Raw genomic sequence first — 18642 nt, forward strand, 5'->3', positions numbered from 1 at the left:
CGTGGCTTTAATTTTAAATTTTGGACTAGCCTTATTGTAAAGCTTTCTCAACAACAGGGTAATGATCCCAAACTTGTTTGTCGCTCAGTGAACGAACTAATTTAATATACTCAGCGTGAGTCCATGCCAGTGGGGTTGCTGAATTAGTGCCCTCACCTAGCTTGTAACCTGCTTTATTTACGCCTACGCCATCCCATACTTGCTCGGGTAACATAAGGCCGTTATTAGCAAATTGCTCTAAGCCTTTTACATAGCTGTTTTTAATCTGTGCTTGTTTAGCATCATTCAGAGCGTTGTTTGCATTCGCAGCTGCGATTTCGTAATGCCCGCGCTCACCGGTGAAAAATGGCCAAACACGACCGCGTTGACCTGGTGTGTTGCTACCACCTTCTGCATAGTTGGTGCCTGTTATTTCATCTTCACCGTAGCCGTCGTTACCATAGCGGCGGTAGCCTGCAAATGTGCCGCTGCCATCGTCAAAGCTAAAGCTGTATCTAACTTGTAAGTTATCTTCAAGCGTTTCGTCATCGTACTCTGGCAGTGTTTTAACAATGCTTTCGTCGTTAGCATCGCGAACGCCATAGCGTACTAGCTCTAAAAAACCGCCATCTAAAATTTGCTTTTTATTAAACCCTTCGCGGCCATTATTAGCGTTAATTTTAGTGTTTGAGTTTGCATCGGTATCTTGGCCTATACGAATAAAGTATTCGCCATCGCTATTCTCGCCTTTTAAGTTACCTTCGGTAGTAAACATGTGCGATTCAATATCGTTGCTGTATTTTTTAGCCGTAGCAAGGTAGCGCTTTGCGTTTTTATCATCGCCACTAAGCGTTGCAATATCGCTTGCGGTAATAAGGCCAGCGACTATTGCTGCAGTTGTTGAAGGGGAGTAACCTTCTTGCTCTTCCCAGCGCTCTTGCTGTGTTGCCGGTGGTGTAATTTGTGTGTCGTTCCACAAAATTTTAGCAAGCCCGCCATCCACTAAAAAATCAGCCGCGGGTTTTAACATTTTGCCGTACCAACTTTTTAGCTCTTCATCGCTAAGTACATTGGCCTTGTGTAACTTCCAGGCAAGCATTATAGGCATAGCTGTTTGGTCAAGCTGTACGCCTACCCATTCTAGTTCACCATCTACATGTGTTTTTTGTAAAAACCAGCCTGTATCGCCTTTATTGCCCGGCGTTTTGCTGTTTACTTGTACTTTTTCAAGGTATTCGAATGCTGTTTTTGCTGTGGCAGTATCGCCAAGCGCCATAAATGCCATGGCTACTTGATAAAAATCGCGCACCCACACCGCTTTATAACCTGTAGAACCCTCTTTAGCAGATACCGTTTCGCCCCATGGATTAGATAGAGAAGCAATTAATGCCCCTGCGTGTGTTTTATCTTCTTGTGCTTTTAATACCATGGCACTGGTGTATAAAAGCTTGCCGTTATCGGCGGTTTGCTCGACCATGCTATTGAGCGGCTTTAAGCTTTGTAAGTAATCTTGCCAGCCCAGCGCTTCCCCTTTTCCGTTATAGTGTTCAAGTACTGTTTGATACCCTTTTGCTAAGCTTTTTTTACCTTCATTGAAACTTTGCTGCTGCGTTTTGCCAAAGCTTAGAGCCAAATCAAAGGTGGTATTTGCGCTTATTTCACCAAGCTCTGCCAACATACTTACGTTACCAGCAGATTCGCCAGTATTTGTGTATTGGTTTTTTATAGATTGCGTTGTTTTAAGCGCGTTAATACCATCGCTTTCACCTGTAAAGCCCACTGTTTTAGCTTTAAATGGGGTTGCTGATTGAAGTGATAAATAGTTATCGTCTTCCCATGCAACGAGGCCGTGATCTGTTGTTTTAGCAAAGTCACCTAAGCCGTTGTTGTTAATGTACGGATTAACAGACACATACGCTTTTAGCCCTTCAAGCTCAGTATTAAATATGCTACGTACAAACAGGGTTTGCCCGTCAGGGTCGGTAAATATGTGTTTTTCTAGGCTAAAGCGGCCTTGTTTATCAGTGCTTGTTACTTTATAAGCAAGCGAAAGTGGGCGACCTTGTGCATCTTTATATAAATAATCTATGGTGACATCTAATTCATCAGCTTCACTAACGGTAAAGTCTTTACCTGTAACAACAAATTGCATGTCTTTAATTTGTGCTTGGTGAATAAGCCCAAACATGGTTTCGGTGATCATACCTTTAGCAATTGAAAACCATACTTTAGATACATCACCCGTTGCAGCTGCATCCGTATATTGGCCGTTTTGGTATTGTTCAAAAGATGTACCAATACCTGTTTTACCTGCATAAGCCCAAAACGGCTCTGCACCTGGGGCACCAGGTGCCGATGTAACTTGTGCAGCGGTAGTTTCATCAGTCGTGCTTGTGTTTTGAGCGCCACAAGCCGTTAAACCTAACGTTAAAAGTGAGGCGGTGATAAGGTTGTATTTTCTCATTGTGTGTCCTTAATTTGAATTTTTAACGCGCATTACAGCAATGCCGGCAACAACAAACGAGGCTGCACCAATTAATAATGCGTAAATAGGCTGATTTGAAAATGCATGGCGTAAAATAAGCCCTAAAATACTGGCGGCAAGTAACTGAGGTATAACTATAAAAAAGTTAAAAATACCCATGTAAACGCCCATTTTGTTACTCGGTAGAGCATTACTTAACATGGCGTAAGGCAGCGATAAAATAGACGCCCAAGCAAAGCCCACACCAATCATAGGAATAAGTAACATTTTAGGGTCTTGAATAAGCATAAAGCTTGCAAGCCCTAATGCGCCCAGTAATAAATTAAAACAATGCGCGCCTTTTAACCCCATTTTTTTAACTAAAAACGGAATACACATAGCGGCAATAGCGGCAAAACCATTGTACGCGGCAAATAAAATGCCTACCCAGTCTGCACCATCGTTAAATGCTTGAGAGGTTGCATCGCTACTACCATAATGAAAGCTTGTAACTGCCGCCGTGGTATAAATCCACATGGCAAATAAAGTAAACCAGCTAAAAAACTGCACCCAAGCAAGCTGTTTCATGGCCTCTGGCATGGTAAATACATCTTGTACTACTTGGTAAAAACCACCTTGTGTTTTATTGGCACTTTTAAGTGCTGCTGCAATCCACTGCACAATACCGAACGCAAGTAAGCCACCAGCAAGTAGGTAAAGCTCTTTTTCAAGGGATAGCCCCATTACTAATGCAAGGGTTGCTAAACCCAGCACCAAAAAAATAATGGCCCCCTTATTAAAGTTAATATCAACCACGTTGCTTGTTGTAGGTTGAGCGCATTGTTTTTCAAAAGCCGCTAATTGCTCCGGGCTGTATTCTTTAGTTCGTGCCACGGTCCATAGCACGGCGACAAGTAACACCACCCCGCCCCAATAAAATGAGTATTTAACTGATTCAGGAATTTGCCCCGGTGCCGCGGTATTACTTACCTCAAACCAGTTGGTCATCATCCACGGTAACGCCGAGGCTAACACCGCACCAATACCAATAAAAAAGCTTTGTAAACCGTAACCTGTCGCACGTTGTTTTTCTGGTAGATTATCACCAACAAGCGCTCTAAATGGTTCCATGGTTACGTTGATTGACGCATCCATGATCCATAACATACCGGCGGCAATCCAAAGTGTTGGCGAGTGCGGCATAATAAACAACGAAAGCGTTGTGAGCACAGCCCCAACAAAAAAGAATGGACGGCGACGACCAAAGCGCCCCCACGTTTTATCGCTCCAGTAACCAATAATAGGCTGTACAATCAACCCAGTTAGCGGTGCTGCAACCCATAAAATGGGAATATCATCTACTTGTGCGCCTAATGTTTGAAATATACGGCTCACATTGCCGTTTTGTAGGGCAAAACCAAACTGTATGCCTAAAAAGCCAAAGCACATGTTCCATATCTGCCAAAAACTTAAATTTGGCTTATCGGTATTATTATTTTGATTATTCATTATTAGCCTTATTTATTAATACTGCGCTGCTAAATGCATCAAGTGTGAGGTTAAATGTAGCGCCTTGCGTATGAGCTTTAAGCTCGGTGGTGTGATTCTCAAGTAAATCATTTAATAGCGTATTTTCACTCATTGCAGCTAATTGTGCCTTTGATACATTAACTGTAATTGTTTGTGGCTGCTCGCTGAAGTTACTTAACACATACACACTTTGCTGACCTAAAGAGCGGGTAAAACCAACAACGCGCTCACTGCCTTCAAGTTTAAGAGGTGACATCTCTCCTCCCACTACAGCGGGTAATTTATTAAGTGACATAACCGCTTTGTAGTAATCACGAAGTGCGACTTGATCGGCGCTTAAATTAGCCCCATCAAATTTTCCGTTATTCATCCATGCTTGGTGCGCTGGTACGCCAATGTAATCAAAGATACTGGTACGTGTCGGCGTTCCAAACCCTGCGTTTTCAGAGCCATCCTCTCCCACGTCCTGACCAAAATATAAGAGGGTTGGCGAACGGCTGATCAAACTAGAGACAACTAAAGCAGGTTTACCCCACTGGGCATTACCGGCAAAGTCTGGGCTGGCGATACGTTGTTCGTCGTGATTTTCTAAAAAATGCAGCATGTGCTGCTCTATGTCGAGCACACTTTGATGCGCCTCAAAAATACTATTGGCGGGTTGTTTTAGTTGCATTATTGCTTTTAAGGTATCGTAAAAGCCGACCTTATCGTAAAGGTAATCCATTTTACCTTGTTGAATATACGCTCGGTACATTAACGGGTTATATACTTCGGCCAATAAAAAGGCGTCGCTTTTTTGCATTTTTATTGATGAATTTAAAAAGCTCCAAAATTCAACCGGTACCATTTCGGCCATGTCGAACCTAAAGCCATCTACCCCTTTGTCTAGCCAAAAAAGCGCAATATCTCTAAATTTGTACCAGCTATCTGGTAGCTCTTTATCTTGCCAAAACGCATAATGGGCATGGTAATCCTTGTCTTTATAGTCGTTGGGCAGCTGAGCAAAATCGAAACTACCATCTGGCTTAACACCATAATTTACTTTTACTGTTTCGTACCAGTCGTTAATATCGGGTTTTGGTGCACGGGCACCGTTACCTGTCCATTTAGCAGGCGTTTCATCAAAAAAGCCATCTGCAAGAGGGTGAGCCTTTCCACCTAGCGCGGTGTAGGTTGTAGAGGTAGGTACTTGAAATGACTGACCCGGCACATAATAAAAGTTGTTATTTTTATCGTACGTTTTGCTGGTGTCGTCTTGCGCGCCGAAATCCTCTACGCCTTTAGGCTTTCCAAGTGATTGATAATTTCGGGCAACATGGTTAGGCACTATATCAATAATGACTTTCATACCGTGACTATGTGTACGCTCTATAAGTGCAGTAAATTCATCCATGCGGTTTGATACGTTAACGGCTAAATCGGGGTTAACGTCGTAGTAATCTTTAATCGCGTACGGTGAACCCGCGCGGCCTTTTACTACATCGGGGTCATCTTGTGAAATACCGTATTCGGTATAATCGCCAACTAGGGCATGGTGTAACACACCAGTATACCAAACATGCGTGGTACCAAGTTCTTTAATGCCTTTAAGCGCTGCGTCGTTAAAGTCGACAAATTTACCTACACCGTTTTGCTCTTTAGTGCCCCAAGGCACATTGGCTGTTTCGGTATTACCAAACAACCGAGTAAATACTTGATATACAACCGGCTTGGTAAGCTCATTTTGCGTGTGTACAGGTGTTTGCTGTTGTTCAGGTTTGTTATTTTCTGAACACCCAGTTGTAACAAGTAAGCTGCACAGTACTGCGGATACATAAACGGATTTTTTCATTGCGTGTCTTTTGTCAGTATTGTTATTAACTTTATACTAAAGATTACTGCAGCAACCATACAGTTGCTGCATACGTATTCAGGTCACTATTGTGGCGTATTTATAACGAGTACCGTTGCGCTCATCGCTGGTAATTCAATGGTTTTGCCAAGCTTTTGTGTTTTTTGAGTAAATAAATTAAATGCTGTTGTGCTGTTAGGCATCACCTCTTGCATATACCCAATATTTTTTTGTAGCGTTTGCGTGTTTTTATTCATAAATACCAACACAGTTTGCTCATCGCTAATACGCGCATAACTATAGACCCCTTGTTGAGGCGTAAAATGTACGAGTTTACCTTTATCTAATGCTGAGCTATTTTTTCTGAAGTTAAGCAGCGTACTAATGGTGTTATGCATCTCTTTTTGCTGTTTTGTTAAACCCTCTTTGGTAAAGGCATTACGTGTTGGCCCTTCAAATCCACCTGGGAAATCGATTCTAATATCACCATGGTCTTTACTGGGGGTGTTATCTAATAGCACTTCCGTACCGTAATACATTTGCGGTATACCACGGGTGGTTAAAAACAAGGTCATTGCCATTTTAGTTTTAGCTACATCTTGGCCAAGTTCAGTGTAAACACGGCTCATATCGTGGTTATCGGCAAATACCATAATGTTATTGGTATCAGGGTATAAAAAGTCATTCGCTAACGATTCATATACTTTAACCCAGCCCGTGTTCCAGCTCTCATCTTCATTTAGGGCTTGAATTACCGACTCTTGCAACGAAAAGTCCATCACGCTTGGTAAGCTTGATGTATAGCCATCTTGATTATGCTTACCACGTTGCCAGTAAGAGGCAATAGCAGGGTTAGACGTCCACTCTTCGCCAACAATATTAAAGTCTGGGTACTCTTGCATTATGGCTTTTGTCCAATCACTCAAAAATGCTTTATCTGAATATGAATAGGTATCGACACGTATGCCGCTTAAATCGGCGTATTCTATCCACCAAATCGCATTTTGAATTAAGTATTCACTTACCAGTGGTTGGCGCTGATTTAAATCAGGCATGGTTTCTACAAACCAACCATCGTTAAACTGGCGTTTGTCGTATTCACTGGCGTGTGGGTCTTGTATGGTTTGGCGTGCATGGCTGGTGGCATTTTTGCCTTTATTAAACTCACCATTAAAGTTAATCCAATCTTTAGTGGGTTTATCTTTAACCCATGTATGCTCAGAGCCAAAATGGTTAAGGACCATATCCATAACCAGACCTATCCCCTGCTCTTTTGCTTTTACTGATAGCGTTTTGTATAACTGGTTTGAGCCCATACGCGGGTCAACTTTATAAAAGTCTGTAATTGCATAACCATGATAAGAATAGTTAGGCATGTTGTTTTCAAGCACTGGGGTTAACCAAAGCTGTGTAACACCTAAATCGTTTAAATACGGTAGTGCGTTTATAACGCCCTGAATATCACCACCGTGGCGCCCCCCTTTTATGCTCGGGTTTGCTGCTTCTAACATGCTAGGGACGGTATCGTTTTGTTTGTCACCATTAGAAAAACGATCAGGGTTAATTAAATAAAGCGTATCAGCTGATGTAAACCCTTGACGCCGTGCGCTGTTTTTATCTCGTTCAAGAAGTGGAAACTCAAAGTTATTGCTTGTTTCGCTGCTATTAAATTCAAGTGTTCCGGCTTTAGCTTCGTCGGTAATGGTAATATTTAAAAATACATAATTTGGATTATCTGTACGGGTTATTTTATTTAACTTAACGCCGTTGTATTTAGCTAATTTAATTTGCTCGTTTGCAATGTTTTGCTCATGCACCATGATGGTTATGGTATTTTTGTTCATGCCAACCCACCAATTAGCGGGCTCAACGTCAAGTGCGTAGCTAATGGTTGGTAAAGTACAGGCACTTACAAGTAAAAGTTTATTTAAAAGTTGCATCATCAGGCCTTTTTAATTTTTGCTAAAAATTCTTTATGAGTAGGTAGCTGTTCTACCGTTGAAGTGATCAAAGTATTTAATGTGGAAAATAAATCGTTAAGTTGTTCACTACTGAGTGAGTCAACAATACTGTTGTAATCTTCAGGGATAAGTCCTTGGCCTATAAATACTTGTTGCCAAGCAACTTCGGCAAATAATTCGTCGTTCTCGCGCACGACTTTGCCAGTTTCCTTAAATAACTCGAGCTTGTGGGCCAATGAGTCAGGTATGTCCATTTGCTTGCATTGTCGCCAAAAAGCAGAATCGTCTCGCTCAGTTAGCTTATAATGCAAAATTATAAAATCACGAATGTGTTCTATTTCAGTTACGCTTTGCCTATTAAATTCAGTAACTAACGCATCGCTAATCCCATTATGCGGAAACAACTTTATTAATCGGGTCACGGCGCTTTGTATTAAATGAATACTGGTTGACTCTAACGGCTCTAAAAAACCACTGGCAAGACCAACCGACACCACATTTTTGTGCCACTGTTTTAACCGCCGACCTGTTTTAAATTTTATAACACGTGGTGCTGTAATCGGTTCAGCTGGCAAATTATTTAATAATAACTGCGTTGCCGCATCGTCAGATAAATAACGGCTACAGTACACCAAGCCGTTACCGATTCTGCTTTGCAGAGGTATTTGCCACTGCCAGCCCGCGCTGTGTGCAATTGAACGCGTGTAAGGTTTTAGCTCGTCTGTACCTTTTGACTGCACCGCCACCGCGCTATCACACGGTAAATAATGAGACCAATCTACAAAGCCTGTGTTTAGTGTTTGCTCTATGAGTAAGGCGCGCTGGCCAGTAGCATCTATAAAAAGGTCACCGTTTATTTGCTGTGAGTTATCAAGGGTTAAAGATTTTATATTCCCTGATAGCGGACATTGTTCAACCTGCTCAATTTTGGCATCAACATGCTCAACACCACGTGCCACTGCGAGATTTTTTAAAAACTCAGCATATAAAGTGGCATCAAAGTGATAGGCATACCTCAAGCCGGGTAATTGCGTATTAGGAATGGTATTTAAGGGTGCAAACTTATGTTTTTTTGCTGCTTGGTAATTTAATGAAAAATCCCATAGGCTGTTTTCAGAGCCTGTAATTTTTCCTTTTATCCAAAAATTGTAAAAATCGCAAAAGGGGAAGTCTTTTCCAAATGAGCCAAAAGCATGCATGTAGCTATGAGAGGTGTTTTTCCAATTTTCGAACTCAATTCCTAATTTTATAGATGCATGTGTAGTGTTTATAAAATCTTGCTCGTTTATACCCAGTGCGTTGTTAAGTTGAATAATAGGCGGAATGGTCGCTTCACCCACGCCTATCGTGCCAATAGTGCTTGATTCTATAAGCGTTATTTTAATCACTTTACCTAACACTTTATTAAGCAAAGCAGCTGTTATCCACCCTGCCGTACCCCCACCAGCGATTACGACGTGTTTTATTGGTTTCATAGTAGTGTCCACGTTTAGCCCCACAAAATGATTAGGTAATATTGCGGATTAATATTAGATAAAGTAGCTATAAAAAAGCCCTTGTAAAACAAATTACAAGGGCTCCTACACACAACCTTTATTATAGCTTGTAGCTAAAGCCTAACAAGTAAGTACGCCCGTAATCTTGGTAGTCACGAACTTGCAGCGCGTTATCGCCAGAAAGCGATGTAAACGGCTCTTCTGTTAAGTTTTGAACTTGGAACTGAATTGATAACCCTTCAAGGCTTTCAACACCAGCTTCAGAGAAGTCATAACCTGCTTGCACATCCCAAATAGTCTCACCCAGAATGTCAACTTGTTGAGTATCAAAACCTAACCCGTATACATCACCTTTAAAGGCACTACGTTTACGCATGCTGGTACGCAGTTGAATACCATTCATTTCATAGTAAACCGTCAAGCTTTGAATTTTGTCAGACAGACCAGGCAGCTCGTACTCATTACCGTTTTGATCTTCAATATCAGACTCAATACCGGTATGGCTTGCAATTAAACCAAAACCTTCAAGTGACGGGTGGAATATTTTAAATGGAAGCGCGAGAGATAGCTCGTAACCGTATAAATCACCCCCACCGCCATTGACTTTACCGCTACCTGTGCCCTCAGATGTTGCAGGAATTTCGCCTGTTGATGGGTCAGCAACGCCAGACATATCAATTTCGTAAGTGCCGTCAAAAATCCACTGCGTTAAGTCTTTATAGAAAAATGCAGCAGAGAAGTAACCTTCATCACTAAAGTAGTTTTCGTACGTTAAATCGTAACCAGTTGCCTCTTTTGGCTCTAAGTTAGGATTACCACCGGATACTGACCAAAAGTTACCGTTTTCATCAGGTGTTGTATTGTATGATGCGTCGATAGAGGCATTCATTTCATCCAAACGGGCACGAGAAATTGTTTTAGCGGCACCAAAACGTACTGTTTGCTCCTCATCAATTGCAAGTGATAAGTTCAAACTCGGTAATACGTGAGAGTAATCGTGGCTAATATTGGTAGGTGATGCCACAACAATACCATCTACAGTGCTAAATGCATTACCTTGCGATGATTGGTCGGTATGAACGTAACGTACACCTATGTTACCCGTTAACGCTAAGCCGTTTACTTCGGCATTAATATTAGCTTGTACAAAAGCAGAGGTGATTTCTTCTTTAACTGTCCACGATTTAGTTAAATGACTCGTATTCGTTAAGCTTTCATCCAGTAAGTCGTAGTAGCCGCCATTAACAAGACCATTTACATCGTAGGCAATCATATCGCCCATGCCAATAAAGCCTAAGTCAACACTCCCCATACGATATTGCTCTGGCACAGTTAGCATGCCAGGATTATCAAGCGAAAAGTCAGATAACGTCATAAAGAAACCTTGCGAATCTTTTGTTTTTTCGCGTTCTTTATAAGACATACCAAACTCAATAGAGCTGAAGTATTCGTTTTCTAATACTTTTGATACCGCTAGCTTTAACGTAGATAGTTCATCTTCAATCGTTGGTGCATTAATGAAACCGTCTTGCGCTTGGTTTTCATACTCAGTGCCCGTTAAACCATATTTATCGTTTAAGGCAGAGCTTGCCCCCCATGATAAAGGGCCACCTAATTGTATTAGGCTGTAATCACTGTAATCTAAGTCATGAGTAAACGTAGCGCCAGTATTCCCACCATTAAAGGTGTAACCTAAGTTATCTGCAACACCACGAGAATCGCCGCGTCCTGTACCTGAGTAACTTTCAAGGCTCCATATTTTGCGATCAACTTGCGAATAACTGGCATCAAATTCTACTGACCATGAATCGTCAATATCGTATTTAGTATTAAAACCAAACGCGGTTAGCTCTGCTTCACGCTCTTCGTAGTCGTTGCGAACAACCACGCGCTGTCCATTAGTTACCGCACTGGTAATAAAGCCGCTTTCTGCATCTACAGATACACTTGCAGGGTCAATCGAACCTTGGCCCCATGCAAATGGAATTTCGATACCACGTAAGATTTTTTCATCAGTAAAATCAACATACAATGCATCAAACGTCATGTTTAGTTTGTCTGTTGGAGCCGCTTCTAATACAAGCATGGCTGAATCACGCTCAAGTGTTGATGAACGCACAAATGGTTTTGCGCCACCTAAAATTGAGTACGTATTACCATCATCAGCAGTAAACTCTGGGTAACCCCACGAGTTCCAACGTTTTTCTTGGTTTGGTGAGCTCATGGTGTTTAGTGCAAATGCAACACCTATAGTGTCATCAGCAAACTGATCAATGTATGAAATAGTACCGCGGTAACCATCGTCGTTACCGTCTGGGTTTAGTTTATCAAAGCTGGTTTGCTCGTATTGGCCATTAACTTGGAATACACGCTCGCCTTTACTTAAAGGACGCACGGTTTGCATGTTAATAACACCGGCAATACCTTCGGCTTCGATACTTGCGTTAGGTGTTTTATATACAGTAACGCCGCTCATGATTTCTGAAGGGTAAAGGTCAAACTCTACGCCGCGGTTATCGCCAATAGATACTTGCTCGCGGCCGTTAAACGTAGTACCACTTTCGTTTTCACCAAAACCACGAATTGATACTCTACTTGCACGACCATCTAGGCGCTGCGCCGTTAAACCAGGTAAGCGTGCAATAGACTCAGCAATTGAAGAGTCAGGTAGTTTACCTATATCTTCTGCAGAAATAGATTCTACAACCTGTGTAGAAAAGCGTTTGGTGTTGATAGATTCAACAACACTGCCACGGAATCCTTTTACTTCGATAACCTCAACGTCATCATTTTTAACTGTATCTTCTTGCGCTGCTACAGAGACAAAGCTTGCTAATCCGGCAGTTGCCATTGCCAACGTTAATATACTTGGTTTGAACATAGACATGATGTTTTTCCCGTTACCCATATTGTGATACTCGCTTCTTTATTTGAGTGATAGTCAAACAGGCGAGCTAATTTTGTTGTCAGCATCAATATTAACGCTCGAATTATTTTATTAACAACTTTATGCATACGTATTCAAAACTATGCAATACGTTACAAATTAACACTTAATTCACAATAAAACCTCTAACCCACTGATTTTAAGTCCATTATTTTGATGCAATATGATTGTTAATGAGTTTTATAAAAATACATTTGTTCGCACTATAAATTACTCTCAATACAGGGTGTAAATAGCGTTAAATAAAGCATTTTTTAATATTTACATAAGTTATCTTCATAATTTCCCTTTTATGAAATTGGTAAGACCATTCGCCGCTTTCACCAATACCGTGCAAGCCTTTTAAAATAAGCACCAAAATAGACCCGCACTGTTTTATTTATAAGTAAAAAGAATGATTGGTAAAGTTAGTAATAAAAACACAGCACCTTTAATACACCTTCTTAAAAGTACTTTTAACTAAGTAAATTAACTGCATACGTATGCAGGCTTTTTACAGTGTAGCCCCCTTCACGTATGCTTTTTGAAAGTTTAGCGATTGTTTCAATCGAACTAATAACAATATAAATACTGTGTGGAACGACGGAGAAAAGCATGGCCCAACAGCAGTGGTATAAAGGTGCGGTTATTTATCAGGTTTACCCGCGAAGCTTTCAAGACAGCAATAACGATGGTATTGGTGATCTTAAAGGGATAATTAATCGCATTGATTACATTAAAAGCTTAGGCGTTGACGCTATTTGGATTTCTCCTTTTTTTAAATCCCCAATGAAAGATTTTGGCTATGATATTAGCGATTATCGCGACATAGACCCGATTTTTGGTGACTTAAACGACTTTGACGAATTAATAGATCAAGCACACAAACGCGACATCAAAATTATTATTGACCAAGTGTTAAGCCATACTTCAGACCAACATCAGTGGTTTTTAGACAGCCGCGAAAACCAAAACAATGATAAAGCAGACTGGTATGTATGGGCGGATGCTAAAGACGATGGTACAGCACCTAATAACTGGCTTTCTATTTTTGGTGGCGGTGCATGGCAATGGGAGCCTCGTCGTGGTCAATACTATTTACATAACTTTTTAACCGAACAGCCAGATTTAAACTTTCATAACCCTAATGTAAGAAAAGCTGTGTTAGAAAACGTAGAGTTTTGGCTTAAAAAAGGTGTGGACGGTTTTAGGTTAGACGCTATTAACTTTTGCTACCACGATGCACAATTACGTGACAATCCAGCAAAGCCTAAAGATAAACGCCAAGGCCGTGGCTTTAGTGAAGATAACCCGTATGCGTTTCAGTACCACTATTATAATAACACCCAGCCTGAAAACATTGAGTTTATGCAAGACATACGTGCATTACTTAATAAGTACCCAGGCACTGTGTCACTGGGTGAAATCTCATCAGAAGATTCATTAGCAACAATGGCAGAGTATACTCAAGGCGGTGATAAGCTGCACATGGGCTACAGTTTTGAGCTATTAACTAATGACTACTCAAGCGAATACATTAGAGAAACCGTACAAACACTTGAGCAACGTATGCTTGAGGGTTGGCCGTGTTGGGCGTTTAGCAATCACGATGTAGAGCGCGTAGCGAGCCGCTGGAGCCAAAATGGTGAAATTAACCCAGCACAATGCAAAATGTTGACTGCTTTGTTAGCGTCGTTGCGTGGTAGCGTATGCATGTACCAAGGTGAAGAGCTTGGCTTAGGTGAAGCTTCTGTTGCATTTGAAGACCTACAAGACCCTTATGGCATTACGTTTTGGCCAAACTTTAAAGGCCGTGATGGCTGCAGAACGCCCATGCCATGGGATGACAATGACTCAGAACATGCAGGTTTTAGTAATACCAAACCTTGGTTACCGGTAGATAACGCGCACACTCAACGTGCTGTATCTGTTCAAGATAAAGATTCAGACTCTATACTTAATGCCTACCGTGAGTTTATGACATGGCGTAAACAGCATGCTGTGTTATTGGAGGGCGACATTGAGTTTATTGATACTGCTGAGCCTGTACTCGCTTTTTACAGAACATTAAATGAGCAAACTATGCTGTGTGTGTTTAATTTAGCACAAACCAATCAAACATTTGAGCTGACTAAAACAGTGACTGAAGCGCATGACTCATTGTCTCATTGTAATGCCACACTAGATGGTAATACGTTAAACATGAGCGGCTTTGCGTGCTATTTCGCTTTTGTAAATTAATAAAGCTCTAACAGATAGTTGAAAGCCCGATTTATCGGGCTTTTTTGTGCGCCTAACACTTGTGGACGCTTTAGTAGGTATGAAACTAAATAGCTGCTAGCGCATTATTAAACTAACTTTTTTAATGTGATTGTGTTTTGCTATTTAAATAATCAGTGAGTGCAAATAATACACCAGAGCTCACAAAGGTAACATGGATAATCACCTTCCAAAATAACTCATCACTTGAGTGAATATTTGAATTAATAAATACCTTTAAAAGCTCAACCGCAGATATGGCAACAATTGCACTAATTAACTTCATTTTTAAGCCAGAAAAACCAACTTTCCCCATCCACGATGGCCTATCTTCATGGTCATCAATATTAAGCTTTGAAACAAAGTTCTCATAACCACTAAAAATTATAATAAGTAATAAACCAGCCAGTAAAGCGGTATCAACGAGGGTAAGTATACCCACTAATAACTCTTGGTTTGTTGCACTAAAAGTGGCAATACCCATTAAATAAAGTTGCTTAAAAAACTTTATTAATAGCAATATAACAGCAAATAGTAAGCCTACAAAAAACGGTGCTAATAACCAGCGACCTTTAAATATAAGCGACTCTAAGCCCTGCTCTACTTTGTGTATTTTGCGAGGCGTATTAGTTGTTTTTACTTGATGTTCTGACATTAACGTATCTTTTTATAAAAAAGCGACCTTAGCTTATAATTTATTTAAGCACAATTACTTATACAATTATTTAAGCGTAATCTACTCATCTTGACGATAAAAATTTTTCGTTATCTTTTATTTTAATTTCGTTTAAAAATCACTATACCAACAGAATTGTTCTGCATTGGGCACTGTTTAAATACCACTTTAAAATGTATTTAAATCGTCAAACTATTTATTTAGGAATCAACAAATGAATAAAGCATTGCTAGCGTTAATAGTTGCGCCACTTTTTTCTGTTTCTGCAACAGTTGCCATCGCAGACGATGCACCTGCTGCTTCTGCACAAACAATTAAAGAATACACAGATATGTGTGTAAACTGGGCTAAAGATGACGATGTAGCGAATGAAGACCTTTTAGGTTACGTACTTCAATGTGTAAATGATGAACTGGAGTCTGAAGGTTATAAAAAAGTATCATCTGTAAAAATTTAAATTATGCGCATATATGTGGCTAACAAAGCCATTGCGAAGCATATGAACTTATAAAAAAACCGGAACGACACAGGCTGTGCGTTCCGGTTTTTTACTGGCTAAAAAACAAGTAACGGGTGAGTTACTCTTCTTCTTTTTTAGCTTTTGTCTTTTTTGCAGGCGCTTTTTTAGTAGCAGCCTTCTTTTTAGGTGCTGCTTTTTTCTTCGCTTCTTCTACCCATTTACCCGCTTCGTAGTGTGCGGTCCAGCCTGTGGCTTTTCCGTCGACTTCAGTCATCACGTATTGCGCTTTATTTTTACGGCTATAACGTACTACCGCTAAATTACCATCAGGATCTTTTTCTGGTGCATCAGCTAAATAATAAAACTTAGGTGAAATACGGTCTCTAAAACGCTTTAGCTCGGCCACTTTAGGCGCGCGCGTCTCGCGTGATTTAGGAAAAGTATTAGCCGCTAAGAAAATACCCGCAGCCCCGTCACGTAAAACAAAATAAGCTTCTGACTTTTCACATTCAAGTTCAGGTATGTGAACAGGGTCCTCTTTTGGTGGCGCAGCTTCGCCGTTTTTAAGCAACTTACGCGTATTTTTACACTCTTCGTTGTTACAACCAAAATACTTACCAAAACGGCCCGATTTAAGCTCCATGTCTGAGCCACATTTATCACATTCGATAATAGGCCCATCGTACCCTTTAATTTTAAAGGTACCTTGCTCAACTATATACCCTTCACAAGCAGGGTTATTACCACAAACATGTAATTTACGAGTTTCGTCTATTAGATAAGAGTCCATAGCCGTTTCACAGATTGGGCAGCGTTTCATTTGCATTAATGTTTCTGTTTCAATGTCCTCAACATCAGCAGCAACCGCTTCATCCCCTGAAACTAAGTTCATTGTGGTTGTACAGCGCTCTTTAGGCGGTAAGTTATAACCTGTACACCCTAAAAATACACCTGTAGATGCCGTGCGAATACCCATTTTTCTAGCACATGTAGGACAATCAATGTCGGTTTCGACCATTTGATTCAAGCGCATACCGCCCTGCTCTGGCTCATCTTTGGCTATATTTAATTGCGTAGAAAAATCAGCATAAAACTTATCAAGCACCTGGGTCCATACACGCTCGCCTTCGGCGATGTCATCTAAACGCCCTTCCATTTTTGCAGTAAAGTCAAAGTTCATTAAATCAGTAAAGTTTTCGACTAAACGGTCGGTAACTATTTCACCCATTTTTTCGGCAAAAAAGCGACGGTTTTCTACTCTTACATAACCACGGTCTTGAATAGTCGAAATAATTGAAGCGTACGTAGATGGACGTCCAATACCACGTTTTTCTAGCTCTTTTACTAAACTTGCTTCACTAAAGCGCGCTGGTGGTTTAGTAAAATGCTGTTTAGGATCAAGCTCAATTAAGCTCAGTACTTCGCCTTCTTTAACAGCAGGAAGAGACTGATCTTCTTCATTCTTTTTACGCACTGCTGGCTGTACTTTAGTCCAACCATCAAAGCGTAATACTCGACCTTTTGCTTTAAGTTGGAAGTCGCTAGCGGCCACAGTAAGCGTTGTAAGGTCATATTCTGCAGGTACCATTTGGCACGCTACAAATTGACGCCATATTAGCTCGTAAAGCTTTTTAGCGTCGGCATCGACACCTTCAACATGGCCCGAAAGCACAGTCACACTTGAAGGACGAATCGCTTCGTGCGCTTCTTGCGCGTTACCTTTAGAGCTATAGCTGATTGGATCTTTTGGTAAATACTTGGCACCAAACTCTTGGGTTACATAATCACGACACATTTCAACCGCATCTTTAGACAGATTAGTTGAGTCAGTACGCATATACGTGATGTAACCACCTTCGTATAAACGCTGTGCAAGCATCATGGTCTTTTTAACGCCATACCCTAAACGGGTGCTAGCAGCTTGTTGCATGGTTGAAGTGATAAAAGGTGCGCTTGGGCGGCTTTTACTTGGTTTTTCTTCAACATTTATTACTTTATATTCGGCGCTCTCAAGCGTTTTGACTGCAGCAGTAGCCTGAGCCTCATTAACTGGCTTAAATGGCTTGCCTGCTTGTTTAGTGACTTCTAAGCGTAATTGTGACTCGCTATTTTTAACATCGGCGTGTATATCCCAAAACTCTTCTGGAATAAACGCTTTAATTTCACGTTCGCGCTCTACTAATAAACGAACCGCAACCGACTGTACACGCCCTGCTGAAAGACCACGTGCTACTTTTGCCCATAATAACGGCGATACCATAAAGCCCACTACACGGTCTAAAAAACGACGTGTTTGTTGGGCATATACCATATCGGTATTTAGCTCACCAGGAGTTTCAAACGCTTGCTGAATCGCATTTTTTGTAATTTCGTTAAATACAACACGTTTGTATTTTTCAGGCTCACCACCAATAATTTCTTGAAGGTGCCAAGCAATTGCTTCCCCTTCTCTATCCAAATCCGTTGCGAGATAGACTTGGTCTGCATTTTCGGCCAGCTTTTTTAACTCTTGAACTACTTTTTCTTTACCTGGCAAAATTTCGTAATGCGGCTCCCATCCTTTTTCAGGATCAATCCCCATACGTGCAACTAAGTTTCTGTAATCTCGTTGCTGTTTATACGCTGCTTTTTCTTCAGGCTCCATTTTACGAACTTCAGCTGGCGTTTTAGTCGCCGGTACTTTAGCTTTACTCGAACCTGATGTAGGTAAATCACGCACATGTCCAATACTGGACTTTACGATGAAGTCTTTACCTAAGTATTTATTAATTGTTTTAGCCTTAGCAGGTGACTCTACAATTACTAGCGATTTGCCCATAGTTGCCTATTTCTAACCAAATATTTAAATGTGTTTTGCCGACATAAACGGCGCGAATATTTATAGGTATATCTACAAACACCTATTGTTACAAGCTTTTAATACAAACTTTTCAGTATTTACTGAATAAACAAACAATTTTTGTAGTTAAATTATACAAACCAGTGTTTTTCAAATAATTGCTGTGGAATATATAGAACACAAATAAAAAAGCCAACCTTAAGGTTGGCATTTTTTATTTT

Annotated in this window: 10 protein-coding genes; 2 read left to right on the forward strand and 8 right to left on the reverse strand. The window is 40.7% G+C overall.

The genetic code is table 11. The features are described 5' to 3' along the window. Window positions 1-31: 31 nt before the first annotated feature. The 6 genes from AN391_RS08385 to AN391_RS08410 form a co-directional block, all read right to left on the reverse strand. Window positions 32-2443: a glycoside hydrolase family 15 protein gene (locus tag AN391_RS08385; protein ID WP_055014989.1), complete on the reverse strand. Its 2412-nt coding sequence runs from the start codon at window positions 2441-2443 to the stop codon at window positions 32-34. Window positions 2444-2452: 9 nt separating this feature from the next. Continuing rightward, on the reverse strand, window positions 2453-3952 hold the full coding sequence (locus tag AN391_RS08390) for an MFS transporter (RefSeq protein WP_055014990.1): 1500 nt from the start codon (window positions 3950-3952) through the stop codon (window positions 2453-2455). Further along, on the reverse strand, window positions 3945-5804 hold the full coding sequence (locus AN391_RS08395) for an alpha-amylase family glycosyl hydrolase (protein WP_055014991.1): 1860 nt from the start codon (window positions 5802-5804) through the stop codon (window positions 3945-3947). Before AN391_RS08395 ends, AN391_RS08390 begins: the two co-directional genes overlap by 8 nt. Window positions 5805-5890: 86 nt before the next feature. Further along, window positions 5891-7747, reverse strand: coding sequence for a glycoside hydrolase family 13 protein (locus tag AN391_RS08400; protein ID WP_055014992.1), 1857 nt, complete (start codon window positions 7745-7747; stop codon window positions 5891-5893). Next, window positions 7747-9240 (reverse strand): tryptophan halogenase family protein, encoded by a 1494-nt coding sequence (locus tag AN391_RS08405; RefSeq protein ID WP_055014993.1) that lies wholly within the window; start codon window positions 9238-9240, stop codon window positions 7747-7749. Before AN391_RS08405 ends, AN391_RS08400 begins: the two co-directional genes overlap by 1 nt. A gap of 121 nt (window positions 9241-9361) precedes the next feature. Next, on the reverse strand, window positions 9362-12148 hold the full coding sequence (locus AN391_RS08410; RefSeq protein ID WP_055015070.1) for a TonB-dependent receptor: 2787 nt from the start codon (window positions 12146-12148) through the stop codon (window positions 9362-9364). A 654-nt stretch (window positions 12149-12802) separates the two neighbouring features. Between AN391_RS08410 and AN391_RS08415 the strand changes: the two genes are divergently transcribed. Further along, entirely contained in the window at window positions 12803-14428 is a 1626-nt protein-coding gene (locus tag AN391_RS08415) for an alpha-glucosidase family protein (RefSeq protein WP_055014994.1), read from the forward strand. A 121-nt stretch (window positions 14429-14549) separates the two neighbouring features. Here AN391_RS08415 and AN391_RS08420 read toward each other — a convergent pair whose 3' ends face one another. Then, entirely contained in the window at window positions 14550-15101 is a 552-nt protein-coding gene (locus AN391_RS08420) for a TIGR00645 family protein (RefSeq protein WP_055014995.1), read from the reverse strand. A gap of 235 nt (window positions 15102-15336) precedes the next feature. Between AN391_RS08420 and AN391_RS08425 the strand changes: the two genes are divergently transcribed. Continuing rightward, window positions 15337-15579, forward strand: coding sequence for a hypothetical protein (locus AN391_RS08425; protein ID WP_055014996.1), 243 nt, complete (start codon window positions 15337-15339; stop codon window positions 15577-15579). A gap of 121 nt (window positions 15580-15700) precedes the next feature. Here AN391_RS08425 and topA read toward each other — a convergent pair whose 3' ends face one another. Continuing rightward, the gene (gene topA, locus AN391_RS08430; protein WP_055014997.1) at window positions 15701-18400 is read right to left on the reverse strand and encodes a type I DNA topoisomerase; all 2700 of its coding nucleotides are present in this window, start codon (window positions 18398-18400) and stop codon (window positions 15701-15703) included. Between the last annotated feature and the right edge of the window lie 242 nt (window positions 18401-18642).

Source organism: Pseudoalteromonas sp. P1-13-1a, from assembly GCF_001401875.1.
Classification (GTDB): Bacteria; Pseudomonadota; Gammaproteobacteria; order Enterobacterales; family Alteromonadaceae; genus Pseudoalteromonas.